Here is a 25,461-nt window from a genome sequence, read left to right on the forward strand (position 1 = left end):
GCCTATCGAGCAAGCGGAGGGCATATGGCACACGATCGACTTCTGATTTACGGGGCCTATGGTTATACGGGTGAATTGATCGCCCGCCAGGCGGTCGAACACGGGCTGCAGCCGGTCTTGTCCGGGCGCAATGCCGCCAAGGTCGCTGCGTTGGCCCAGCAGCTTGGTCTCGACGCGCGGCCTTTCGATCTGGCCGGCGACACCATTGCCGGCCAACTCGCCGATATCGATGTCGTGTTGCACTGTGCCGGCCCGTTCATCGACACCGCGCCGGCCATGGTCGATGCCTGTCTGGATTCCGGCACCCACTATCTCGATATCACCGGCGAAATCGAGGTCTTCGAGAATATTTTTGCCCGTCACGTCGATGCCCGAACCTCGGGCGCCGTACTCTGCCCAGGCGCCGGCTTCGATGTCGTGCCCACCGATTGCCTGGCGGCAGCGCTCGCCGAGGCGCTGCCGGATGCCGAAACGCTAGCCCTCGGCTTTGATTCGCGTTCCGGCTTGTCGCCGGGTACCGCCCGAACCTCGGTCGAGGCCCTGGCCGGTGGCGGCCGAGTACGCCGTGACGGCCGGATCGTGAGTGTGCCGCTGGCAGCAGATGTGCGCGAGATCGATTTCGGCGCCGGGCCCAAGCAAGCCATGACCATTCCCTGGGGCGATGTCTCTACGGCCTACCACAGCACGCACATACCAGATATCGCCGTCTACATGCCGATATCGCCGGCCCGTATCAAACAGGTCAAACGGCTCAACTGGGTCCGCCCGCTACTGGGGCTCGGCCCGGTGCAGCAGTTTCTCAAATCCCGGGCTGCCCGCATACAGGGGCCGGATCAACCCAGCCGGCAGCGGCATACCACCCATGTCTGGGGCGAAGTGCGCAACGCAGCCGGCGAATGCCGGGTCGGGCGTGTGCATGTGGCCAACGGCTACGATGTCACCGTCCACGCCAGTCTGGCGCTGGCGCGTCGGCTGCTGGCCGAGGCCCCCGAAGGCGGCGTTTATACGCCCTCCAGGCTAGCTGGCAGCGATTTCGTGGAGACCCTGCCAGGCAGCGGAACAATCACGATTGGCCCGAAATAGCCGGGGTCCGATGCCCGGATGGGCGGCTGCGAGCCGTTTCTAGATCAAAATAGGCCGCCAGCAGCGCATAGAGCTCTGGATGGGTGCGCGCCAGGGCATCGCCACGCTGGAAAAATAGTTCTGCGGCCCGGCCGAAGAACGCATCCGTATCCAGGTCGTCGGCCGGCCGGAGCATGGCCGAACCGCCTTGCTGGACGATCGAGCGGCGCTGGTTTTCCAGGGCGTTCTTCCAGCTCTGGCTGGTCGCATCGCCGCTCATGGGGGCCGAAAAATCCTGCAGCCGAGCCAGCTCGCGTACTACCGGATTGGTCTCGGCGCCGGCCAATGCCGCAGCCACGGCCGGCCATGCCAGATGCAGGCGTAGGGTTTGCCATGGCTGGCCGGTAGCCAGTTCGCCGATGTCCTCGATCACGCCGGTCCATTGGGGCTCCGGAGCCTGGGGCGCGCCGTCGGCATGGACCACGATCTCGGCCGGTAGTCGGGTCTCGGTTGGCTGCGCGCCCAGACACAGCAGCCCGATCTGGCCGGCGATCGCCAGCTGCCGATTATCGGCGAGCGGCTGTCCCTCGGCGTCGAGCACGGTGAGTTCACTCAGGACCCGGGCCGTACGCCGACACAGCCGATCCCAGCGCCGGGCATCCAGCCGGCGATGCCAGGGCAGCAGTCGGGCCAGCCGGCGCCGCTGTCGGGCCGATAAACGCTGCTCGGGCTTCAGCCGCGCAGGTACGACGACCAACAATGCCACGGCCGCCAGGGCGGCAAGCGCGACCAGCAGGCTCGTGAACCAGTTCATAGCGCAGCCTGTATCAAATTGGCGACCATCCCCGGGGCGCGGCGTGGTTGCAGCGTGTTCACAACGAAGGCAGGCGGGGGGCCTGGGGCCCGATTCTACAAAACATTTTTGCGACCGTGATGTCGTTCGTGGCCTGGTCTAGCCTGGTGTATGTTTTTTTCGTACTGCGCAACAACACCCTGGCGTACAAGCTCGAAAAGCTGATCCGTTCGGAACACCGCGACCCCGATGAAGACCGAGTGCATATCGACTGTGCCAACGGCACCAACGTTCGGGTAACCCTCCGTGACGTCCGCCTGATCACGGCCGACGTTACCCACGTCAGCCTGACCCATTTCGGCGACACCGGCGACGTGATTCGCCCGCGCCGTAATAACGACCTCACCGCCCGTCGTCGCCACTCGGTGCTGACCCGCCACGAGCAGGCAGGCTTGATCGAGCGCAATGTCGTCCAACGGCCGGCCCAGACCGCCGGCCTCTGGGCCCTGCCCGCGGCCCAGGTCGAAGACCCCGAATGGCGGTTGGCCCACCGTGTCCTGGTGATCGACTATCCGACCCTGCTCAACACCCGCCGGCTGATGAGGGTCGAAGCCAAGGCCGAGGTCCTGGCCCAGCTCAACGACGACTTCTGGCGCTATATTCTGAGCACGCGTTGTCCCGGCCCGCGCTGTGCGCAGCCGGAGTTGAGCGTCGGCAACTAATGCCGCGGGCCGAAGCGCCCTCACGGCTCGGATTCGTTGGCCACGCCGTGGGGCACATGGCCGGCTGCGACCATGCCCGAGGCCGGACCGATATGCGTGGCCTGGTCGTCGAAGAAAATATCGGCGCCAAAGGCACGCAGGAACTGCGCCTTGGCCATACCGCCAAGAAACAGGGCTTCGTCGATGCGAATATGCCAGGCACGCAGGGTACGAATGACCCGTTCGTGGGCTGGCGCACTGCGTGAGGTAACCAGCGCCGTACGGATCGGGCATTCCGCAGGATCGAATTCCGCCTGGATATGGGTCAGGGCTTCGAGAAACGCCTTGAACGGCCCACCGGGCAGCGGTTCGTCTGCAGCCGCCGATTCGGCTTCGGTGAACGCTGCAAGACCGTGCTGTTTGAAGATCCGTTCGGCATCGTCGGAAAACAGCACGGCATCGCCGTCGAAAGCGATCTTGAGCTCGCCTTCGTCGGCCGCGATCGAATGGCCGGGCACGATCGTGGCTGCGGCACAACCGGCTGCAAGTGCGGCCCGGACATCGTCCGGATCGGCCGACAAGAACAGATCGGCCCCAAAGGCCGAAACATAACGCCAGGGCGAGTCGCCGCTGGTGAACGCCGCCCGCGTGATCGGCAAGTCGTGGTGAGCGATCGAGTTGAACACCCGCAGGCCGGTATCGGCGCTGTTGCGCGACAGCAGAATGACCTCGACCCGCTCGGCTTGGTCGTTGAGCGCGAGCAGTTTGCGGACCAGCCCGAAAGCTACCCCGGGTTCGAGAACGTCCTCTTCATGTTCGATCTGGTATTCGCAATAGGCCTCACGGCCCTGGGTTTCGAATACGGCGTGGCTGTCTTCCAGATCGAACAAGGCTCTGGAAGAGATGCCGACCACCAATTTGCCGGATTGCGTGCTCATGGGCCCGAGTGTAGCGCCCCGGATCGCGCGATCGCAGTATGCAGTCGTCGTAGGTTGCGACGTATCGCGCAGGCCGACCCAGATCGGCCAGCCTGCGCCTGCGATTAGCTGGTGCTATCGCTGTCGCTATCACCGCTGTCCTTGCCGACCGTGGCCTCCGAGCGAAGCCCTTCCACTGTCTTGGCGCCGATCCCATCGACGCGGGTAAGTTGGTCAAGACGCTGGTAATCGCCATTGGCCTTGCGATCGGCGATGATGGCCTGGGCCTTCACGCTGCCGATGCCATCCAGCGTTTCGAGCTGGGCAGCGGTCGCTGTGTTGACATCTACCGCGGCTAGAGCGGTGCCGGCATAGAACAATAATGCCGCTACCGCGGCCATAAGCAGTTTTTTCATGGGTCCCATTTCTCCCTGGGTTAAATCATCGAATTTTTAAAATATGCACATTGCATAGAGATCGGCAAGTATCAATTGCGTACAGGTTAGTAGAGCCTTGCTGTAAGGTTCTGAAAGCTTGAAATAATAAATTATTCGGTAAAATTAAATAACAGGCTGAAAGAAGCGGATTCGAGGCGGTTTTCCGGAAATCAACGGTCGTGTCGTCAGAGCCGGTATGATCGGTTGGCGTATGACACCTACAACCACGAGGGCCTCGTGACACAACGCGATATCGAGTGTTGGCTGACGGATATGGACGGCGTGCTGGTGCACGAGAACAAGGCACTGCCGGGTGCGGCCGATCTGATCGATCGATGGCGGGCCAATGACACGCGGTTTCTGGTGCTGACCAATAATTCGATCTATACGCCCCGGGACCTGTCGGCGCGGCTGTCACGCAGCGGTATCGAGGTGCCCGAGGACCAGATCTGGACCTCGGCGCTGGCGACCGCGGCGTTTCTGGCCGATCAGGCGCCCAAAGGATCGGCGTTCATCATCGGCGAGGCCGGTCTGACGACCGCCATGCATGAAGCTGGCTTCGTGATGACCGATGCCAACCCCGATTTCGTGGTTCTAGGCGAGACCCGGACCTACTCCTTCGAGGCGATCACCAAGGCCATCCGACTGATCAACGACGGGGCTCGTTTCATCGCGACCAATCCAGACGTAACCGGTCCGAGCGCCGAGGGCGTGCTACCGGCCACCGGGGCGGTCGCGGCCTTGATCACGGCCGCGACCAAGCGCGAGCCCTACTATGTCGGCAAGCCCAACCCGATGATGTTTCGCTCGGCGATGAACAAGCTGGGTGCCCACTCGGAGCGCACTGGTATGATCGGTGATCGCATGGATACCGATGTGGTCGCCGGCATCGAGGCCGGGCTACATACGATTCTGGTGCTATCCGGAATCGCCAGCCGCGACGATATAGACCATTACCCGTTCCGCCCGGCTGAGATCTTCGATTCGGTCAAAGACTTGTTCGAAAGCGACGGCTCGAAAAGCAGCAGCTCGAACAACGGCAGCAGTGGTAAGAACGCCAAGAAAGCCGATAAAAAAGAAAGCTGAGCCCTGACTGGTGTTCGGTCCGAATGAGGCCTCCGGTGGCAGGTTCAGCCGCCGCCGGCCGGCCGCGGGTCAATGCGTACGACACGATGGGTTCACGCGGCACCGGCGATAGTGCTTTTGGGCGAGTGCTGCAGCGGTGTCGAGCCGATCCTGCTTTGTAAAAACAGTCATATCGCAGGATGGCCGTCCTGCCAGAGCTGTTCGCCGCAAACCCGGGTGGCAACCCTCTGACGCCGCACGACCACGCAACCTTCACAGTGCTTCGGTCTGCTACCCACCAGCCCCGGAACGAGCTCCGGGGTTGGTTAAAGTTTTGTGCGAGTCCGCACCCAGCGCTGTCATGCGGCAATCTAGCGTTGTGGCCTCACCGCGTTTTGCAGCGTTCTCTGTCTCGGGCGTGACAGGCCACCAAGCGGCAGCTCGCGCCTTGTACGACACGATAGGCGGAGCTGCCAACGCGGCGATCGCCCGACATATCAACAGGCCCTAGGACGAGCCGCCCTGAGAGGCCGTTTCTGAATCCGTGCTATCGATGTTGTCGGTATCGCGAATGAAGGCCGCGATATTGTCATGCAGCTTGTCCAGTGACGGCTTGTGGGCATAGACCATATGCCCGGAGTCGTACCAGTGATAGGAGATATTGGCCGCCAGTTGCTCGGGAATCGGCAGATGCTGCATCTCGTGAACCGCGGCATAGAACGGCGTGGCCAGATCGTAATAGCCGCCGTTGAGCATTACCTTGAGATTCGGGTTGGTTTTCATCGCGGTAGCCAGGTCCGGCATGACATTGGTCGCACCGCGGCTCGGATGGTCGGCATGCGGTTGGGTATGCGAAAAATCCCAGCTATGCCAGAGACCGGTGATCGACCGATAGTGCATGTCGTCGCCGAAGTGCAGGGTATCGTGTACGTAGTGGTTGAAGGCCGTGACATAGGCGGAACCGATTGCCGAAGCCTGGGGGTCGTACTGCGATCCCTGCGAGAGTGGATCGATGCTGGGCCCAGCAAAACGAGTATCCAGCCGCCCGGTGGATTGATCCGCCCCGGACAGCAGATTCTTTTCGAATTCGCCGCCGGTCACGCGTAGATCGGCTTTCTTGAGATAGGCCACCGGCAGCCCGGTGAATTGATGCAGGCGCTTGGCGATCGCATCGCGACGCTTGTCCGAGAGTTGATTACCGGCCATCAAAGCCTGGGCATAGGGCCCGGTGGCAAACGCTTCGACCTGGTTCAGAAACGGCTGCAGTTTGGCCGGATGCTTGCCGGGCAGCTTATGGTGGTACCAGGCCGTGGCAGCATAGCTCGGCAGGGCCAGTTCATAGGGCAGATCCACGCCGGGGTTGGCGTTCGGGCCGTCGATGCTGGTATCGAAGTTCAAAATCTGCGACAGCAGAATCACCCCGTTGAGATCGACGCTGGCCTTGTTTTGCAGCTCGTTGGCCAGCACGGCCGAACGGGTCGTGCCATAGCTTTCGCCGAACAGATATTTCGGCGAGTTCCAGCGATCGTAGGTCGATAAGAACCGGGTGATGAATTGGGTGAACGCCTCGCCATCGCCATCTACGCTGTAGAAGTGTTTCTTGCGTTTCTTCATCAGTGCTTCGCGCGCCGATGTTTCCTTGGCCTCGGCGATCAGGCGCGAAAAACCGGTGCCCGGAGCGTCCACGAACACGACGTCGGTGGCATCCAGCAGGCTGTCGTCGTTATCGACTAGCCGATAGGGCGCGGCTGGGGTATGGGCGTCGTCCGAGGTCACCACGCGTTTGGGCCCGACCGAGCCCATATGTAGCCACACCGAGGCCGAGCCGGGGCCCCCGTTGTAGATGAAGGTCACCGGGCGCTTGGCCGCATCGGCGCCTTTTTTGAAGTAGGCGACATAGAACATGCTCGCCGTCGGTACGGCCTCTTGCTCGCCACTGCCGTGCAGGGTGAGCGTACCGGTCTTGGCGATATAGTCGATCGTCTGGCCGTCGATCGTGACCTGGCCGTCGGTGGTCGCGGTCTGGGGCTTGGCCAGGGCATGCATATGCCTAGCGATACGAGCCTCGGCGCCCTCCGGTGTCGCGCTATCTTCGGCGGTCGCGGCTGCCGGCACGGCCGCGATCGTCAGTGCCGCACAGGCCAATCCCAAGCGAATCGAAAAACAAGTCATGCACCCGTCCTTATACAGTCAGCGAATCGTCGGTCGGTGCAGTATGCAAGATTCGATCCGGTCTCGCCGGACGGCCCAGACTACCCGCCAGGCTACCGATCAGACCACTGAGCTCATGCCGCCATCGACGAAGATATTCTGGCCGGAGACGAAGTTCGAGGCATCCGAGCAGAGATAGATCAAGGTGCCGATCAGTTCGCCGAGCTGGCCCCAGCGCGCGGCTGGCGTGCGTTTTTTGATCCAGGCATCGAAATCCGCGTCCTGCCACAAGGCAGTGTTCATGTCGGTCTGGAAATAGCCGGGTGAAATACAGTTGACCTGGATGTTGTAGCGGGCCAGGTCCGCGGCCATGCCTTGGGTGAGCATGGCCACGCCACCCTTGGAGGCGGCATAGGGCGCGATCGTCTCTCGGGCCAGTTTCGACTGTACCGAGCCGAGGTTGACGATCTTGCCGGCACCGCGCTCGGCCATCGGCCCGGCCAGGGCATTGGCGACATAGAACGCACTCGATAGATTGGTCGTGACCACCGCATCCCAGTCGGCCGGCTCGAACTCGGCAAACGGCGCCCGTTTTTGCAGGCCGGCGTTGTTAATCAGGATATCCGGCAGCCCATGGGCCGTAATCACTTCGGCCACAGCCTGCTTGACCGCCGCCGCATCGGTGACGTCGAAAGCCACATGGGCGACCTCGGCCCCGGTTTCGCCGGCCAGGGTTTCGGCGGTCGCGGCCAGTTTTTCCGGGTCGCGGCCGTGTAGGATCACCCGGGCGCCACGCTCGGCCAAGCCGCGGGCCAGGGCGGCGCCCAGCCCGCGCGAGGAGCCGGTGATCAGCGCCAGCCGGCCGCTGACATCGAACAGTGCATCGGTCATGGGTTGTACCTAGAAGATGAGGAAAATGGCATAGGCGATGACAAAGGCGACGATCGACTCGAGCGCCTGTTGCACCGTCCAGGTCTTGAGTGTCGTGGCCACGTCCATGCCCATTAGCCGGCCGACCAGCCAGAAGCCGGAATCGTTGACGTGGCTGGCGAACACTGAGCCGCCGGCCGCCGCGAACACGAATGCGACTACCTGCATCGCCGAATAATCGCCCTGGGTGACCGCCGGGGCCATCAAACCGGCCGCCGTGACCAGCGCCACCGTAGCCGAGCCCTGGGCCAGGCGAATGGCGACCGCTACGACATAAGTGGCCACAATCACCGGCAGGCCGAGATCGTTGAGCGAGTCGGCCAGCGCATCGCCGATCCCCGAGGCCTGCAAGACCCCGCCGAACATGCCGCCGGCGCCGGTGATCAGCACTACCGAGCAGATCGCCGGCAGTGCTGAATCCAGAATCTTTTCCAGCGCGCTGCCGTGCTCGCCGCGACGCCAGCCCAGAACATAGGAAGCCGCCAGCACTGCGATCAGCAGCGCGACCGGGGTCTGGCCGAACAGCCGTAACACGTGAAACCACCCGGCCTGATCATTCACCCAGCCCAGGGTGGCCGCGAAATGCAGCGCCGTATTGGCGAAGATCAGCACTAGTGGAATCAGCAGCAGCCCGATCACGGTGGCCACACGGGGTGGGTTGTCGATGGTGTCGTGATCGATACTGCCGAACAGGTGCTCGGCGACCGGGAACGGATGATAGCGGGCCGCGATCTTGCCCCAGAGATAGCCCGAGACATACCACATGGGAAACGCCACGATGATCCCGGTCAGTAGTACCAGCCCGGGATTGGCGCCAAAGGCCGTGATCGCGGTCACCGGCCCGGGATGCGGCGGTACGAACACATGCATCACCGAAAATGCCCCGGCCGCCGGTATGCCGTACAACAGCAACGGCCCGTTCAAGCGCCGGGCAACGGCAAAGATGATCGGCAGCATCACCACCAGCCCGGCATCGAAGAAGATCGGAAAGCCCATGAACAGCGAGGCCAGGCCGAGGGCGAACGGGGCGCGTTTCTCGCCGAATACTTCGACCATTCGATCGGCCAGGATCTTGGCCCCGCCGGAGTGCTCGACCAGCCGGCCGAGCATGGCCCCGAAGCCGACCAGCAGGGCTACCGAGGCCAGGGTCTCGCCGAAACCGTCGAGCATGGTCGGCAATATTTGGTCCGGCGGGATCAGGGTAGCAAAGCCGGTGACCAGGCTGACCACGGTCAGCGCCAGAAAGGCATGCACCTTAAAGCGGATGATCAGCACGAGCAGCAGGGCGATCGCCGCGACCGCGATACCCAGCAGCGGCCCGGTCGACAGGGTCTGGTGCCAGTGGTCCATGGGAGTCTCCTTTGTAGGCGACAAGTCTGGGCGACAAGGGCGGCCCACCCTACCGTGGAAACGGTCCCAGGCCTGTTAGTTTTTGGTCTTAGACACAGACCACCGCCGGCTTAGGAGAGATTCGAGGGCCGGCGACGACGACGCCAACACCACCAGACGATATACCCAAGCACCGCGGCACCGGCCAGGCCCGCTGCGATATACAACGCCGTCGGGCCGAAGGTTTTCAGGGCCTTGGAGAAATGCTCGCCGAACCAGTAGGTGCCGAACCCCCATAGCCCAACCCACAGGGCAGCGCCCAGCGCGTTGTACAGCACAAAGCGTGGCGCGGCCATGCAGCCGATGCCGGCCACGATACCGTTGAGTTGGCGAAGGCCGACAAAAAAGCGGGCCACTACCACAATTACCCCGCCGCGGCGGGCGAAAAACCGTTCGACTCGGCCCAGGCGCTCGTCGGTGATGCCGACCCGTGCCCCGTAGCGCAAGACCAGACGCCGGCCGCCAAGCCGGCCGATGGCATAGCCGATATTGTCGCCGATCACCGCGCCTAGCCACGCCGCGGGCAGTAGCCAGGCGATCGGCAGCTTGCCCTGGGAGGCCAGCAGCGCCGCCGAGATCAACGCGGTCTCGCCGGGCACCGGGACGCCGAAGTCCTCGATCAGCACCAGCATGAAAATAGCCCACGGGCCGTAATCCGAAATGATCTGGCTGATATCGAGCATGACTGTATGGCCTTCGAGGGCCTGTCGTGACAGCAACGGGGCGATCAGGCACGCCTGCATGATCTGGCCGAACTGGGCCGGGCAAGAGCAGGCCGCCCATGGCCTATCGGGTGCAGTCTACACTGGCCGCTTGGCCCGGCATTTGCAATGCTTCGAGGCCATGGCTGTGCCCTGAGTGCAGTAATTCAAAAACAGGGAGTTGGGGATGAATTTGAACAAACGCGTGACTTGGCACCGACCGGCGCTGATTGGCCTGGCGGTGGCGTTGGCCGTGCCGGGGGCGGCGTCGGCGGCGCCGGATACGCTCAAGTTGCTGCGCGAGCCAACCCTGTCAGCCCAATCGATCGCATTCGAATATGGCGGCCAGCTCTGGGAAGTGTCGCGCACCGGCGGCGATGCCCATATTCTGGCCTCGGGCATGGATCGGCTGCGGGCGCCGCTGTTTTCGCCGGACGGCTCCAAGGTCGCCTTCACCGGCACCTACGACGGCAATACCGATGTCTATGTAGTGCCCGCGACCGGCGGCCAACCCAAGCGCTTGACTTGGCACCCTTCGGCGGATGTGGCCGTGGGCTGGAGCCCGGATGGCCAGCGCCTGCTGTTCCGCTCGAACCGGCATAGCACCTCCGACCCGGATCAGCTGTACAGTGTGGGCCTCGACGGCCAAGGCCTGCCGCGGCAACTGCCGCTGCCCGAAGCCGAGACTGGCAGCTATTCGCCCGATGGCAAGCAGTTGGCCTATGTCCCCGGCTTCCAGTGGGAGCCGTTCTGGAAGGATTATCAGGGCGGCCAGTACACCAATGTCTGGCTGGCTAAACTCGCCGATTCCTCGGTCACGCGGGTGCCTAACCCCAAGGGGGCAAGCGACAACAGCCCGATGTGGATCGGCGATACGGTCTATTTTCTGTCCGATCGTTCCGGCCCGATCACCCTCTATGCCTATCATCCGGATAGTGGCCAGACCGAGCAGGTGCTGGACAATCCGGGCTTCGATATCACCTCGGCTTCGGCCGGCAACGGCCAGATCGTCTATTCCCAGTTCGGCCGGCTGCATATCTTCGATCCGAAAACCGGCAAGGCGCATGCCGTGGATGTGAACGTGGCCGGCGATATGCCGCAGCGACGCCAGCGCTACATCAAGGTCGGCGACGAAATCGCGCATGCTGCGATCTCGCCCCAGGGCGTACGTGCCGCCTTCGAGGCCCACGGCGAGGTCGTGACCGTGCCTGCCGAGCACGGCAATGCCGCTAATCTGACCCATAGCCCGGGCGCGATGGATCGCCAGCCGGCCTGGTCGCCGGATGGCGAACACGTTGCCTATTTCTCGGATGCCGACGGCGAATACGATCTATACATCGCCGCCCAGAACGGCACCGGCAAGACACGCCGGATCAAGCTCGGCCAGGACAACGCCTATTATTACGATGTGCAGTGGTCGCCGGACAGCAAGAAGCTGCTGTTGTCCGACCAGAAACTGCAGCTCTGGATGCTCGATCTCACAGCCGATGATCCAGCGCCGAAGAAGATCGCGACCGACAACTACGACCAGCTGCATGCCTTCGACGCCCGTTGGTCGCCCGATGGCCGCTGGGTAGTATTCACCAAGGTGCTGGATAACTTCCTGCACGCCGCGTTCGTCTATTCGGTGGCCAACGGTTCGACCCATCAGATCACCGAAGGCGCCAGCGACGTGCGTTATCCGGTGTTCGATGCCGACGGCAAGACGCTGTATTTCACGTCCAGCACCAATACCGGGCTCGCCCACGGCTGGCTGGATATGTCGAGCATGCAACGCCCGGTCACCCGCCATGTCTATGCGGCCACGCTGAGCGCCGACCGCTCCTCGCCGTTGGCGCCGAAGACCGGCTATGAAAACGCCGACGACGATTCGGATCCGGGCAAGGACAGCGAAATGGATGCCGCCGGCGGCGATAAAACCAACGACGCCCAAAAGACCGCCAAGACCCAAAAGACCGGCAACGACAAGACCCAGCCCAAGGTCGCCATCGATTTTGATGGCCTGGCGCGGCGTGCCGTGGCATTGCCGATCGATGCCGCCAACTATGTTGGACTGGATGCCGGCGCTAGCGGTGTCTTGTATCTACAGAAAGCGCCGCTGGTCGAAACCTCGCCCAGTGAAGGGCCGCCGAAGGTCACCGTGCGACGCTTCAAGCTGGACGATCAAAAGACCAAGACCCTGGTTTCGGATGTCAGCCACGTGACGTTCACCCCGGATGGCGCCAAGCTGTTGTACCAAAAAGCCGATCACCACTGGGTGATCGCCAAGAGCGAGCCCGGTGACAAGGCCGATCCGAAACGGCTGGCGACCGACGGGGTGCGGGTCGAGATCGATCCGCAGGCCGAATGGGCCCAGATGTATCGCGATGCCTGGCGCTTCCAGCGGGCATTTTTCTACGACGATCACTACCACGGACTCGATGTAGAGGCGGCCGAAAAACACTTCGCGCCGTATCTACCCGGCATCGCCAGCCGCGACGGCCTGAGTTTTCTATTCAAGGAAATGCTCAGCTATATCTCGGTCGGACATATGTTCATCCGTGGCGGCCATCAGCCGCCCATGGAACATGTCGGCGTCGGCCTGTTGGGGGCAGATTTCAACATCGATCAGGGCCGTTATCGTATCGATCGGATCTATGACGGCGGTCTGTGGAACCCTGATATCAAAGCGCCGCTGGCCGCACCCGGGCTGAAGGTGCACGAAGGCGACTATCTGCTCGCGGTCAACGGCCAACCGCTGACGGCTAAGACCAATCTCTATGCCGCCTTCGAGAATCTGGCCGATACCCAGGTCACGTTGACCGTTGGCAGCCAGCCCGATCTCGACGATGGCCACCAGATCACCGTCAAGACGGTGTCCGCTGAGCACCGTCTGCGGCATGCCGCCTGGATCGAACACAATCGCCAGCTTGTGGATAAGTTGAGCGACGGCAAGCTCGGCTATGTCTATCTGCCGGATACCCACTGGGGCGGTTATAGCAACTTCAACCGCTATTTCTTCTCCCAGGTCGACAAGCAGGGCGTGATCATCGACGAGCGCTTCAACCATGGCGGGCTGTTGGCCGACTACATCATCGATATCCTCAAGCGCGAGCCGATGACCCTCAACGTGACTCGCTGGGGCAAGCAGGCGCTTACCCCGCCAGAGGCGATCTTCGGTCCGAAGGTGATGCTGATCAATCAGTTCTCCGGCTCCGGCGGCGATGCGCTGCCCTGGTATTTCAAGCGCGACCAGATCGGCCCGCTGGTCGGCAAACGCACCTGGGGCGGCCTGGTCGGTATCGGCGGCTTTCCCGAGCTGATGGACGGCGGCACCGTGACCGCGCCGAACACGGCGGTTGAAGGTATCGATGGTCGTTTCCCGGTGGAAAACCATGGCGTGGCCCCGGATGTCGAAGTCTGGCAGGACCCGGCCAAAATGCGCGCCGGCCACGACCCGCAGCTGGAAAAAGCCGTCTCGATCGCCCTAGACAAGCTGAAAAAGAATCCGCCCAAGCCATACCAGCCGGCGCCGTCGATCGATTACCAGCCCAAGCTGCCGCCGTTGCCGCCGCACGGTAACCCAAGTAACGACAGCGATTGAGGCACTGGTGGAATCCGGGCCGGGCATTCAATAACCCGGCCCGGGCGGCCATCGCTGCGCATAGCCTGTTTTGCAGCGATCGAGCGGGATGACATGGCCCTGGCCAAGCCGGCTCCTGTCCGGCAGCGCTATTACCGGGCCGCTGGCGCAAGCCTAGTAGGCGGCATCGTGGGTGGCGTTGTTTCGATGCCTGATGACCCGGCGGCGCGCCGTGACTGTTCGACGATATGACCGGCGTTACTGCAACCCGGCACCATCGTGCGGGTGTCGACTGTCGTGTGCGCCGGGGCGTTGGGTGTTCAAGGCCTGGGCGGTCATGAACAGTCGACCGGGGCCTTTGACCGAAAATCAAGATGGCGCTCGGACCCAATATTTGGTGAGGCCTCGGTCTGGCGAGGGGCTGTGTCGGCTGGAATTGTCGGAGGTCTCGATCGAGTCAGGGTTGCGGCTTTTAGGCATGGCGCGCGCCGTGCCTCGGCTACAAGAGCAACGGACCGAGTGGCTACCAACGCGATATAGCCGCGATCGGCATGTGCCTCCCAATACCTGGGCAGCAGCTTTGGCGGCGTCGTTGCGGTGCGTATCCGGCGACCGCGTTGGCGGCGTATGGCCGGACCGATCGGAATGGCCTCGGCCAGCGTCGAGCGAGCGGTTAGGCCCGGCTCTTGGGGCGGTAGCAACAAAAAAGGCCGCAGGGCGAACCCCGCGGCCTGATCGGCCCAAGATCGGCCAACGCCGATCAGTGGTTGATCACCAGATCTCGACGCGCTGGTCGTCGGGCCGGACCATCTTGTCGCCGGGTTCGCAGCTAAACGCCTTGGCAAAGGCCTGCATGTTCGACGGCGCACCGATGGCGCGATAGGTCATCGGCGAATGCGGGTCCGAATTGAGCTGGACTTCGAGCGCCTTGTCGCGGCTATGCCCGCGCCAGACCCGGGCCCAGGCCATGAAGAAGCGCTGCTCCTGGGTATAGCCGTCGATCTTGGTCTTGGCTTCGGCCGGCTTGTTGGCCAGGGCCCGCTGTAGGGCGTCGTAGGCCAGGGTCAGACCGTCCAGATCGGCGATGTTTTCGCCGAGTGTGAGCTTGCCGTTGACGTGCAGATCCGGCTTGCCGGGAATCGGCGTGTACTGGTTGAACTGATCGACCAGCTGCTGGGTGCGTTGGTCGAAGGCCTTGCGGTCGGCTTTGGTCCACCAGTTGACCTGATTGCCGTTGCCATTGAACTGGCTGCCCTGGTCGTCGTAACCGTGGCTGGACTCGTGGCCGATCACCGCGCCGATGCCACCGTAGTTCACGGCATCATCGCCATGGGCATAGAAGAACGGCGGCTGCAGGATGGCGGCCGGGAAGTTGATAGTGTTATCGGTCGGGTTGTAGTAGGCGTTGACGGTCTGCGGCGTCATGCCCCAGCGCTGGCGATCACGCGGCTGGCCGACGTAGGCCATCTCGTAGTCGTGATTGAACTTCGCCGCGCGTTCCATGTTGCCGTAGAAGTCGTCGGCCGAAATATCCAGGCCGTCCCAGGACCGCCAGTGCTCGGGATAGCCAATCTTGGGCAGGAACTTCGACCACTTGTCGAGCGCCTTGTCCTTGGTTTTCTCGCTCATCCAGTCGTTGTTCTGGATCCGGGTTTTCAAGGCGGCACGGATATTGGCCACCATCTTCTGGGCGCGGGCCTTGGCTTGCGGCGGGAAGTATTCGGCGACGTAGAGCTGGCCGAGCCCCTGGCCCATAGCCTGATTGACCGCGTCCAGGGTCTGTTTCCAGCGTGCTTTCTGCTTGGGCTGGCCATTGAGGGTGGTGCCGTAGAAGCCGAAATGGGCATCGTTGAACGACTCGGCGAGCAGCGGCGCGGCATCGTCGATGGCATGGAAGCGCAGATAGGCCTGCCATTGGTCGATCGGTGCGTTGCCGAGCAGCTTATCGAATTCTTTGAAGAACTTCGGCTCGGACAGCGAAAAACCTTTTTCGATGTCGGCATCCTGGGCGTCGAAGAACGCCTGCCAGTCGAAATTCGGCGTGGCCTTGTTGGCCTCGTCGAGGCTGACAAAATGGTACTGGTTCTTCGGGTCGCGCATTTCCACCCGCGACAGCGAATGCTTGGCCAGCTGGGTTTCCAGGGCCATGGCCTGCTTGGCGTTCTTGGCGGCCTGGTCGTCCGATTCGCCCACCAGCTTGAATAGCTGGGTCATATAGTCGACATAGGCCGCGCGCTGGTCGGCATAGTCCTTGGACGTATAGTACTTCGGCGTCGGCAGACCGAGCCCCCCCTGGTAGGCATAGGCGATGACGTTCTTTGCGTTCTTGTAATCCGGGCTGGCATCGAGGGCGAAGACCTGGCCCTGGCCGGCTGCAAAGGCATCGGTTAGATACTGGGTCAGCGCCGAACGCGAATCGATGTTGTCGATTGCGGCCAGACGCGGCTTGATCGGATTATAGCCGGCCTTGTTGATGGCCTTGGTATCCATGCCCGAGGCATACAGATGCCCGGTCTTGGCCTGGAGCGAGTCCGGGTCGGCCTGATCGGCCTCGGCGGCGGCTTTTTTCACGATCGTATGCTGATCGTCGAGGCTCTTCTCGGCCAGCATGTTGAACGAGCCCCAGCGTGTGTGATCGTCCGGGATCGGATTGTCAGCGATCCACTTCGCGTTCACGAAGGTATCGAGATTCTGGCAGGCACCGACCTTGTCGTTGAGATTGTCGGTATCGAAGATCTGTTTGGCAGCCGACAGCTTCATATCGGCGGCTTTGGCGTCTGTATCCGCGGCGATCGCGGTCTGCGAGAGGGCCAACCCGAGCGCAATGGCCGCGGGCGTCAGAGACTGTCGAATCATACTCGTCCTTGTTGTAGACAGCGGCCGCGCAGGCGACCGGCCGATGGATCGGCAGGGCCCCGGTCGTTCCATGCCGACCGCCGGGCGCACGGAGCGGCATTGCCAATGCATCGAGCATGCCAACCCTTGTCACCCACGAGCCAAAGGCGGCCCGGACCTCGGTAGGCGCTATCTTGGCTCGGACGCACGCACAACGGCAACCGCTATCGGTCGGCCGGTGTCCTGGCCATGACGAGCGGACAAAAAAATGCCCGGCGCGAAGGCCAGGCATTGATCGATACATCGATCACTCGATGTATCGGCTAGGCGGTTGTACCGACTCAGCGGATCGTATCGGCATCCGTGGTCTGGGCCGCGGCCGGGGCCGACTGTTGCGTGGTCGGCGTCTGGGCCAGTTCGGCGGCGACGATCGGCATCATCATCGAGGCGGCCACCAGGCCAGTGACCACCAGGCTGTTCACGATGTTCAGCTTGAACGTATTCATCATCAATGCTCCTCAAAACCGGTTTGGGCCGTGTGCTCATACGGCCCCATGTCAAATCCGGCATCTGCACTGACGAAAGCCGCTTCCCTCGGCCGTTCGGCGCAGATGCCAATTAACGAATAAAAATCAGCAAATATTGCCTCTTGGGGACAAGCCCGATGTCAGCGGAGAATGATCCATCGGAAATCGGCGCTTTGGGCCCCGATTTGTCACGATATCTCCGGCTGACGGCGGCGATTCTACGCCTAAAGTCGAATTTGACAACCCTTGTTGAGAAAAAAAATCAAGCTGTTTTTTTTGATGATAAAAATTGTTATAAAACAAATACTTAATATTTATATATGGCGGCTTTCAATCGCTGTCCAACAGGCGTGCCGATATGGCTGCGCCTCGCTCATAGGCTCGAGGGTCGATCGATAATCGGCGGGGTCGATAGCAACCCTTTATCGCGGCGATCGATTAAGCGATCGGTTATTGATACCGGCTATGCGCCCATGACCCCCTCGATCGATAATGAACGATTTCTGAACCGGTGATCGTGAGCGGCGATCGACCCGGTGATATCGATATCGGGCCAGGGGTTCGATAAGCTAGGCATATGGATTCGATACGACCTGCAACCGATCACGATTGGCCGGCGATCTGGGCCTGTCTGGCTCCAGTGTTCGCCGCCGGGCTGACCTACGCTTACCCACCGGAGATCACCGAAGCCGAGGCCCGTACGATCTGGATGCACAAGCCGGCAGCGACCTTCGTCGGCTGCGATAATCAAGGCCGGGTGGTTGCGACCTATTATCTGATTGCCAACCAGCCTGGCCAGGGCGCCCATGTCGCCAATTGTGGCTATATCGTGGCCGAATCGGCGCGCGGTCAGGGCTGGGCAAGCGCGATGTGCGAACATTCCCAGAGCGAGGCGATCGCTCGCGGTTTCCGGGCCATGCAGTACAACTTCGTGGCCGAAACCAATACCGGCGCGGTTCGGCTGTGGCAGCGGCATGGCTTCGACGTGGTCGGCCGGCTGCCGGGGGCGTTCTGTCATCCGGAGGCCGGCGATGTCGATGCGCTGGTCATGTACAAACGCCTGACCAAACCGCTCGCCGGGCGCTGATCGCCAGACTTCAGTCGAACAGGATAAAGCCGACGCAGGCCGCGGTCAGAACACCCATGATCGCATTGAACACCCGCCATGCGCGTTCGCCGTGCAGGGCGCGCCCGATCAGACTGCCGAAGCCGGCCCAGAACGACAGACAGGGCGCGCCGACCAGGAGCATGACGGTGGTCAGCAGGATCGCGTTGAGCAAGAGTGGCCCCTGTTTCGGTAGAAACGAGGCCGTCAGCGTGAGCCCCATGACCCAGACCTTCGGGTTGGCGAACTGAAACGCCGCGGCCTGCATGAAACCCAGCGGTTGCGCGTCGCCGTCGACATCGAGCGTGGGCGGCGGCGCATGGGCGATCCGCCAAGCCAGATAGAGTAGATAGCCCGCGCCGACCATACGCAGCGTGTTTTGAACGATCGGATACCGCTCGAACACTACCCCGAGACCGAGAGCCACCGCGATATATAACACCGCGCTGCCGCCGAGGATGCCGGCGATATGCCCGAGGGTGGCACGATAGCCATAGCGCGCACCGGAAGCGGTCAGCATCACATTGTTCGGCCCGGGCGTGCCGACCGTGGCCAAGGCAAACAAAGCGACCGGGATCAGAGTATTAAAGCCAAGCATAGTCGCTTATCTCCTAGCCTGAATGGCGGGTGTCCGGGCCAGCGAACCGAGGCAAGAACCCAGTGGGCGTGACTAAACAACGCATCCATCGACCGCGTTGGCCCAGGTGAATTTCAAGGACAGGCGATGTATTGTATGGGTACAAAATAGAATATATTTTCGAATAGTTTTCTTTTGATAAGAGTATTTCGGTTTTTTATGCTGTCAATTCATTTATTGTTACCATGACAATTTGGGTGCCTGCGCTGCGTGGCGAGGGGGCACGCTATCGCCAGATCGCCGAGGCTATTGGCGAAGCGATCGAAAGCGGCGAGTTGGCAGTCGCTGCGCGCCTGCCGCCACAGCGGCGACTGGCCGAAGCCTTGGGGGTGACCGTGGGCACGGTCACCCGGGCCTACAGCGAGGCCGAGCGCCAGGGGCTTGTCGAAGCGCGGGTCGGCAGCGGAACCTATGTCCGCGATCAAACTCAGCGCGGGGCCGCGTTCAGCCACGTCAGCGCGGCACGCCACGACAGCGCCTGGATCGATCTATCGCTGGCTCTGCCGCCGGCCAGCCGCGAGCGCGAAGCCTCGCTCGGCCGGGCGTTAGCTGCAGCCCAAAAGGATCCACAGGCCTTGGCGCATGCCCTGGACTATCAACCCGAGGGCGGGTTGGATGCGCATCGCGATATCTATGCTCGCTGGCTTGACCATCTCGGCCTGCCGATGGACGCCGACGAGCTGATCATCAATCAAGGCGGTATGAACGGTATTTTCCTGGCCGCGACCGCGTTGGCCGGGCCCGGCGACCGGATCGCGGCCGAGCGTCTGACCTATCCGGGCTTGATCAGCGTTGCTGGCCAGCTCGGCCTCAGACCGGTCGGGCTGGCGCACGATGCAGAAGGGCTGGATATCGAGGTGCTGTACAGCCGCCACGATCGGCAGCCGTTTTCGGTGCTGTATGTGATGCCCGAGCACCAGAACCCGACCACGGCCTGGTTGTCCGAGGCCCGGCGCGAGGCGTTGGTCGCCTTTGCCCGGGCCCGGGATGTATGGCTGATCGAAGACGGCGTTCAGCATCTGCCGCCTGCTGAGCGTGGTACACCGCTGTATCGGCTGGCCCCCGAGCGCACGATATTTCTGTTTTCGGTATCCAAGATACTCGGCGGGGGACTGCGCTCCGGCGCCATGCGAGTGCCGGGCGCGGTCTACGAACGCGTGGCTACGGCGGTGCGTAACGTCAGTTGGATGCCGCCACCGCTGATTGCCTCCATCGTCGGTCAATGGATCGCCTCGGGCGACGCCGATCGAGTGCTGGACAATCAGTTCGCCGAGCTCGATGCGCGCCAGCGGATCGCCGAACGGGAGCTCGCCGGCCACACAGTCTATAGCCGTCGCGGCGGCTTCTACCTCTGGATCGAGTTGCCCGCCGAACAACGCGCTGCCCAGGTGGTCGAACGCCTGGCCGCAGAACAGATCCGGGTGAGTTCGGCCGAGGCGTTCTGCGTAGGCAGCGAGCCGGCCCCGCAGGCGATTCGGGTCTGTATGAGCGCGGCCCGCGATCGCGCAGAACTGGCTCATGCGCTGGCCCGGATTCGGGGTGTGCTGGATACGCCGGGCCCGCGAGTCTGGCAAACGATCTAAGGCGTGTCGCCATGAGAGACAGCGCCGCCCCACGCCCCTGAAGCGGCAAGACAAGACAGCGTGAGCGTGGCGTAGCCCGGTCACGTGAGCGAACGATAATGCTGGATGGCCGCCTCAGGGGTAGGGACGCCTGCGGGTGATGCCCGCCCAGCGTGCCCGTGGCATGCCGTGATCGTGGGGCCCGCCACGCTCGGCAGCATGCGCCCTGCCCGAGACGATGGGCGGGTATCATGCGGTGGTATCTGTCATGACGACACGCCCTGAGGCCTGTCGAGGTTTTCGAGTCCGCGCTTGGCCCTTTGGTTTAGGCCGCCGATTGCGCCCTGCGGCATTACGAGCCTTGATCGTGACACGCCCAGAACCCGCGGCTTGCTTTGCCAGCCACGATTTGGGACGGCAGTGCAGCGCGTGGACGAAATATCAACAGACCCAAGACTCTGACCTACAGCCATGCATATAGAATTGCGCCGTTCGCCGAATGTGGCCGATGCTCGAGTGTTGAGCGAAGGCATCGTCGAGTTCAATCGCCAAGCCGTACCCGGGCTGGAAGAAGTCGCCTCTGAAATCCGTTTTCATGTCTTTGTGCGTGAGGCCGGCACGATCCAAGGCGGTCTACGCGCGGCCTGTTTCTGGAATACGCTACATATCGAACTGCTGTGGCTATCCGAAGCGGTCCGCGGTCGTGGTCTGGGGCGGGCGGTCATGGCCCGGGCCGAGGACTTCGCCATCGACTGCGGTTTGCACAATAGCTGGGTCGAGACCACGAGCTGGCAGGCACGGCCGTTCTACGAACGATGCGGCTATGTCTGCATTGCAGAGGTGCCGGACCGGCCGGTCGGACAGTGCAGCTTCTATCTGCACAAGCCGCTATAGTGCGAGTTGGCGTATGGCATACGCGGCGTGCGTCGGCTGCGTCGTAGCAGGCTACGACGCAACTCGCGCCTTGCAGGACACGCTGAGTGGGCTCCAACGCAGCGATCGCTTGAAACATCAACAGGCCCTTGGGCCTGTCGTCATGAGATCTGAAGCCCTAGGCACAGACCCGCGATGTAGGCTTGCGCCAGACGCGACGAGCGTCGTTTCGTGTCGCGAGGCCGCGCCGCCGTTTGCGTTGCTCGGGCGTTTTCGACCAGAGAACGCTGTCGATACAGCGCGGTGTCCAACGCGCGATGGGCGCCGGCGCCAACGACATATCAGCCGCCTATAGCGCCCTCGTGCCCATTTTGGCGCCGGATCGGCGGCGGGCGCTGCCCACCATGGCCGAGGCCGTAGGTGGGCTCGATATCGGCAGCCCGTCGGAGGATTACCCCCAAAGCTGGGCCAAGGCGCCTTCGGCGCCGGTGATCGGATCGATGGCCGGGGTCGGTAGGGCGGCAATCCGGGCTGCGGCCCGGTCGTGATCGGTTTCGCCGGGTTTGCAGATATCCCAGTCGCCGTAGCCGGCGGGATAGGCTGCGGTCAGTTCGAAATCGGCGCTGGCCGAGATCCGGCAATGGCCGGTGCCGGCCGGCAGGATAACCACATCGCCGGCGGCCAGGCGCACCGGTTGGCCGGCCTCGCCGCCCAGTACCAGTTCGGCCTGCCCGCTGAACACAGCCAGCGCTTCATGGGCATTGGAATGGAAATGGTGATAGGCGAACACGCCGCCCCGCCATTGCGGCGGCCAAGCGTTGGCCGCGAAGACCGTTTCGAAGGCTTCGGCGGTGATCTCACCGGCCGTGCCCAAATCGCGATAGACGAGCACCGGCAGCCGGTTGTTGGGCGTCCGGCCGTCGTCGGCGAAGCTGAAGGTTTCCGGCGCCGTATCGGATGGGATCGACAGCGATAGGGTCATCGTGGCCCGTCGGTTCGACAAGTAGTGATCCAGACTAGGCGCTATGTGCCGGCAATGCGAGTCTGGCGGTGGCTGGGCCCTCCTGCATACGACGCGGTCGCCATCTGCCTCTAGAAGGCGATGCCCGATGGTCGGACTCGGCCGGCCTGGTCTACGGGCCATAGCGATAGGCGCAGTGCGATCGATGGCATCGGCTATGGCAATGTGCGGTGTTCTGCACGGTTCTCCGCGCAGATTTCGGGATCGGCTCGACGGGCCGTGCGGTCGGTGGAGACATGCCGGCCGAGCGCGTGTTCGACCAACGCGCTCGGCCAGGCGCTGCAGATCACCCATGGCCTGGGGGCGGCTATACTCGGTACCCGGAGACTCGCATTGGAGGCAGCCCGCTCGTTGAGCGGATCAAGCGACCGGCGCCCGGCACGAACGCCGGCCATTGGCTCGCTGAGGCGAGTAGATCTGGCTACAGACGGACCGTCCGGCGTTCGGCCGAGGCCAGGCGCGCGGCTTCGATGATCTGCAGGCCGGCCAGGGCATTCGTGGCTGCCACCGGTAGCGGGGAGTTGCCGGCCAGGGCAGCCGCGAACTGCTGGTAGAAGGCCGGGTAGTCGCCGGCCCGGCTGGGCACCATTTCGCTATAGTCGCCGGCGCCCAGGCGGCCCCAGGCACCCTCGGCTTCGCTGCCCCAGCCGTCGCCGCCGGGCACCGCGCCTTCGCCTAACCGGGCTTCCTGCGGGTCGAGGCCGAATTTCACATAGGCCGCGGTGTCGCCGAGTACCCGGAAACGCGGCCCGAGGTCGGGGGCGACACTGCTCATCCACAGATGCGAGCGCACCCCGTTGGCATGTTCCAGAGCCACGAAAGCATCGTCGTCGACCGCGGAATCAGCATACCGGGCATCGAGTTCGGCATAGACGGTGGTCGCCGGGCCGAACAGGGTCAGCGCCTGGTCGATGAGATGGCTGCCGAGATCGAACAGAATACCGCCGGCCGCGCCCGGTTCGGCGTTGCGTTTCCAGCCGGCCTTGGGTTCGGGCCGCCAGCGCTCGAAGCGCGATTCGAAGCGCCGGACGTCCCCAAGCCGGCCGGCTTCGATCAGATCGGCTAGGGTCAGAAAATCCGCGTCCCAGCGGCGGTTCTGGAATACGGTCAACGGCACACCGGCCTCGGCTGCCGCATTGATCAGGCGCTGGGCTTGATCGGTATCGGCGGCCAGAGGTTTATCCACAACCACGGCCAGGCCGGCATCGATAGCGGCCCGGGCATGTTCGGCATGTGAGCCATTCGGGCTGGCGACCACGACGGCGTCGAAGGCATCGGCCCGGGTCCAGAGCTCGTCGACGCTGCCGATGACTTCGGCCTGTGGATAACGCGAGGCGATCGCCTGGCTGCGCTCGGCATTGCCGGTAACGATCGCCGCCAGGCTCAGCCCCGGTGTGGCATCAATCAGCGGGGCATGGAAGACCCGGCCGGCAGTGCCGTAGCCGATCAGGGCGATACGATAATCAGAGGTTGTGGATAAATCGGACATGGTCGGGCGGTTGCTGCGCGTTCGATAGACCCGCGATGCTGCCGTAAAGTCGTCGGGGCTGCCAATCCTTATGCCGGCATCCGAACAGCCGGCCCCGCGCGTGGCAGGGCCGGGCGGACGCAGCCGGTCTCGTCCGGCGGATCAATTCTTGACGACGTCGCCGCTAAAGTAGATCCCCATCTGTAGGTTGTAGCGGGTATTCCAGCTGCCGTCGTTGGGGCCGTTGAAGACCATCGCCGAATTCTTGCCGCTCAGGATATCGGCCCAGATCTGCAGGATGCCGAACGAGAAGTTCGCACCGGCAGCGTTGAACTGTACATCGCTGGTCGAGTTGGGCGCGCTGCCGGGGCTGGCGCTGTTCCAATGTCCGTCGCCGCCGGCCATCAGATAGCCGTAGTTGTCGTACAGCTGGATCGAATCCAGTGCGCCCCAGCCGATTTTGAAGGTCCGGGCGATGTTGGCTGCGAAGATCTGGCCGGAGGCCGGCATCTGATAGCCAAAGCCATAGTTTTCGACCCGGATCGAGTCGGTCGGCAGGCTGTTGCCGTCGTAGGACTGGCCATCCGGAATGTTATAGCGATAGTCGACGTACTGGCCCTGTAGCGTCCAGGGGCCGAGCGCGGCATCCACGGCCGCAGTAGCGGCCCAGCGCGTGCCATTTTCGCCGGCCGCGCCGCCGACTTCGAGCTGGCCGCCGCGTACCGCGGTCGAGACCTGCACGCTATGATCACTGCCCTTATTGAAGGTATAGGCCAGACGAATATTGCCGCCGTTGATCTGCTGATAGCCTTCGAACGGGTTCGAGCCGTACAGGCTATGCTGCTGTAGATCGTCGTTCTTGAAGGCATCGACATCCAGCCGCCAGGGCCCGTTTTCGTACTTATAGCCGAGGCCGGCTGCCTGGTTGTCGGTGAAACCGGCGAAATAGGTCAGGTTGCCCCAGAACGATTGATAGCCGAACTTGAGGTTGCCGAAGGGCACATAGAACATACCGCCCTTGATCTGGCTATGATCGCCGAAATCGTAGGCGGCCCAGCCGTAGCGCAGCAGCTGGCCGTCCGCGAAGGCAGAGTCGGACCAGCGGTACTCGGCCGCATACGACAGCTGATCGTAGTGCCCGGACGTATTGAGGGCCACGATGCCCAGCACGCCGTCGCCGCCGTCGCGCTGGTTGTCCATATCCGGCTTGAGTTGGTAACCGGCAGTGTAGGCGCCGCCGAGCGTGAGTGCTGCATCGGGTTTGCCGGGCGCGACTGATTCGGCGCTCGCCTGGTCGCTGGTCGAGGCATCGTCGGTGGCGGGTTCGGCGGTGTCCGATGCGCGTTGCTGTTTGAGGTTCTTGAGCTGATTCTGCAACGCATCGAGCTGCTGTTGCATGGCCTGCAGCCGTTGGCTCTGGGCATTGCCGTCCCCGGTCTGGGCAGCAGCCTGACCGGAGCAAAGCAGGCCGGTGCCGATCAGCACGGCGGCGAAATATCGCTGGGATGGATAATCCATCGATCCCCCTTGGATTTGAAATGTCCCTTGGGGCCGTGCGCTAGCGCAGCCGGCCCAATCGCGTACCCGGGCGACGACGATAGCTAGGCCCTCTCGATCGTTCGTCGCATGCGCGATGTGATCACAACCTTAGCATGCTATTGCCGCCCGTCTCGTCGCCCCCCCATGGCGCCAGGCCAGGGGGGGGGGCACAACGCCGGCGGCCAA

At 62.9% G+C, this 25,461-nt stretch carries 20 protein-coding genes; 7 read left to right on the top strand and 13 right to left on the bottom strand.

What is annotated here, in order from left to right; genetic code table 11:
- Positions 1 to 24 precede the first annotated feature (24 nt).
- Positions 25 to 1,083 (top strand): saccharopine dehydrogenase family protein, encoded by a 1,059-nt coding sequence (locus V5738_RS00155; RefSeq protein WP_423822367.1) that lies wholly within the window; start codon positions 25 to 27, stop codon positions 1,081 to 1,083.
- Here the strand turns inward: V5738_RS00155 and V5738_RS00160 are convergent.
- Positions 1,064 to 1,876 (bottom strand): zinc-dependent peptidase, encoded by an 813-nt coding sequence (locus V5738_RS00160; protein ID WP_423822368.1) that lies wholly within the window; start codon positions 1,874 to 1,876, stop codon positions 1,064 to 1,066. The genes V5738_RS00155 and V5738_RS00160 overlap by 20 nt on opposite strands.
- A 128-nt stretch (positions 1,877 to 2,004) precedes the next feature.
- Between V5738_RS00160 and V5738_RS00165 the strand changes: the two genes are divergently transcribed.
- Entirely contained in the window at positions 2,005 to 2,577 is a 573-nt protein-coding gene (locus V5738_RS00165; RefSeq protein WP_423822369.1) for a hypothetical protein, read from the top strand.
- Positions 2,578 to 2,597: 20 nt separating this feature from the next.
- Here V5738_RS00165 and V5738_RS00170 read toward each other — a convergent pair whose 3' ends face one another.
- On the bottom strand, positions 2,598 to 3,494 hold the full coding sequence (locus V5738_RS00170) for a 5'-nucleotidase (RefSeq protein WP_423822370.1): 897 nt from the start codon (positions 3,492 to 3,494) through the stop codon (positions 2,598 to 2,600).
- Positions 3,495 to 3,598: 104 nt separating this feature from the next.
- The gene (locus tag V5738_RS00175) at positions 3,599 to 3,889 is read right to left on the bottom strand and encodes a ComEA family DNA-binding protein (protein WP_423822371.1); all 291 of its coding nucleotides are present in this window, start codon (positions 3,887 to 3,889) and stop codon (positions 3,599 to 3,601) included.
- 294 nt (positions 3,890 to 4,183) lie between these two features.
- On the opposite strand from V5738_RS00175, the gene V5738_RS00180 reads away from it, so the two are divergent.
- On the top strand, positions 4,184 to 4,996 hold the full coding sequence (locus tag V5738_RS00180; RefSeq protein WP_423824212.1) for an HAD-IIA family hydrolase: 813 nt from the start codon (positions 4,184 to 4,186) through the stop codon (positions 4,994 to 4,996).
- 486 nt (positions 4,997 to 5,482) lie between these two features.
- On the opposite strand, the gene V5738_RS00185 is transcribed toward V5738_RS00180, so the two are convergent.
- The 4 genes from V5738_RS00185 to V5738_RS00200 form a co-directional block, all read right to left on the bottom strand.
- Entirely contained in the window at positions 5,483 to 7,147 is a 1,665-nt protein-coding gene (locus tag V5738_RS00185; protein WP_423822372.1) for a S10 family peptidase, read from the bottom strand.
- 99 nt (positions 7,148 to 7,246) lie between these two features.
- Positions 7,247 to 8,017, bottom strand: coding sequence for an SDR family oxidoreductase (locus tag V5738_RS00190; protein WP_423822373.1), 771 nt, complete (start codon positions 8,015 to 8,017; stop codon positions 7,247 to 7,249).
- Positions 8,018 to 8,026: 9 nt separating this feature from the next.
- Positions 8,027 to 9,406, bottom strand: coding sequence for a GntP family permease (locus V5738_RS00195; protein ID WP_423822374.1), 1,380 nt, complete (start codon positions 9,404 to 9,406; stop codon positions 8,027 to 8,029).
- 110 nt (positions 9,407 to 9,516) lie between these two features.
- Positions 9,517 to 10,128 (bottom strand): DedA family protein, encoded by a 612-nt coding sequence (locus tag V5738_RS00200; RefSeq protein WP_423822375.1) that lies wholly within the window; start codon positions 10,126 to 10,128, stop codon positions 9,517 to 9,519.
- 205 nt (positions 10,129 to 10,333) lie between these two features.
- On the opposite strand from V5738_RS00200, the gene V5738_RS00205 reads away from it, so the two are divergent.
- Positions 10,334 to 13,729 carry a S41 family peptidase gene (locus tag V5738_RS00205; protein WP_423822376.1) on the top strand — a complete coding sequence of 1,132 codons (3,396 nt, stop codon included), beginning with the start codon at positions 10,334 to 10,336 and terminating at the stop codon, positions 13,727 to 13,729.
- A gap of 750 nt (positions 13,730 to 14,479) precedes the next feature.
- Here the strand turns inward: V5738_RS00205 and V5738_RS00210 are convergent.
- The gene (locus V5738_RS00210; protein WP_423822377.1) at positions 14,480 to 16,564 is read right to left on the bottom strand and encodes a M13 family metallopeptidase; all 2,085 of its coding nucleotides are present in this window, start codon (positions 16,562 to 16,564) and stop codon (positions 14,480 to 14,482) included.
- A 320-nt stretch (positions 16,565 to 16,884) separates the two neighbouring features.
- Positions 16,885 to 17,049 (bottom strand): hypothetical protein, encoded by a 165-nt coding sequence (locus tag V5738_RS00215; protein ID WP_423822378.1) that lies wholly within the window; start codon positions 17,047 to 17,049, stop codon positions 16,885 to 16,887.
- A 598-nt stretch (positions 17,050 to 17,647) separates the two neighbouring features.
- Between V5738_RS00215 and V5738_RS00220 the strand changes: the two genes are divergently transcribed.
- Positions 17,648 to 18,157: an N-acetyltransferase family protein gene (locus V5738_RS00220; protein WP_423822379.1), complete on the top strand. Its 510-nt coding sequence runs from the start codon at positions 17,648 to 17,650 to the stop codon at positions 18,155 to 18,157.
- A gap of 10 nt (positions 18,158 to 18,167) precedes the next feature.
- Here V5738_RS00220 and V5738_RS00225 read toward each other — a convergent pair whose 3' ends face one another.
- On the bottom strand, positions 18,168 to 18,773 hold the full coding sequence (locus V5738_RS00225; protein ID WP_423822380.1) for a LysE family translocator: 606 nt from the start codon (positions 18,771 to 18,773) through the stop codon (positions 18,168 to 18,170).
- Between the two features lie 224 nt (positions 18,774 to 18,997).
- On the opposite strand from V5738_RS00225, the gene V5738_RS00230 reads away from it, so the two are divergent.
- Complete coding sequence (locus V5738_RS00230) at positions 18,998 to 20,395, top strand: PLP-dependent aminotransferase family protein (RefSeq protein WP_423822381.1); 1,398 nt, start codon at positions 18,998 to 19,000, stop codon at positions 20,393 to 20,395.
- A 450-nt stretch (positions 20,396 to 20,845) separates the two neighbouring features.
- Entirely contained in the window at positions 20,846 to 21,268 is a 423-nt protein-coding gene (locus V5738_RS00235; RefSeq protein ID WP_423822382.1) for a GNAT family N-acetyltransferase, read from the top strand.
- A 430-nt stretch (positions 21,269 to 21,698) separates the two neighbouring features.
- Here the strand turns inward: V5738_RS00235 and V5738_RS00240 are convergent, their stop codons facing one another.
- From V5738_RS00240 to V5738_RS00250, 3 genes are all read right to left on the bottom strand, one after another.
- Positions 21,699 to 22,229 (bottom strand): cupin domain-containing protein, encoded by a 531-nt coding sequence (locus V5738_RS00240; RefSeq protein ID WP_423822383.1) that lies wholly within the window; start codon positions 22,227 to 22,229, stop codon positions 21,699 to 21,701.
- A 460-nt stretch (positions 22,230 to 22,689) separates the two neighbouring features.
- On the bottom strand, positions 22,690 to 23,757 hold the full coding sequence (locus V5738_RS00245; protein WP_423822384.1) for a Gfo/Idh/MocA family oxidoreductase: 1,068 nt from the start codon (positions 23,755 to 23,757) through the stop codon (positions 22,690 to 22,692).
- A 141-nt stretch (positions 23,758 to 23,898) separates the two neighbouring features.
- Positions 23,899 to 25,254, bottom strand: a complete 1,356-nt coding sequence (locus V5738_RS00250) for a hypothetical protein (RefSeq protein WP_423822385.1) — start codon at positions 25,252 to 25,254, stop codon at positions 23,899 to 23,901.
- Positions 25,255 to 25,461: the final 207 nt, after the last annotated feature.

This window comes from Salinisphaera sp. SPP-AMP-43 (assembly GCF_049568105.1).
Classification (GTDB): domain Bacteria; phylum Pseudomonadota; class Gammaproteobacteria; order Nevskiales; family Salinisphaeraceae; genus Salinisphaera.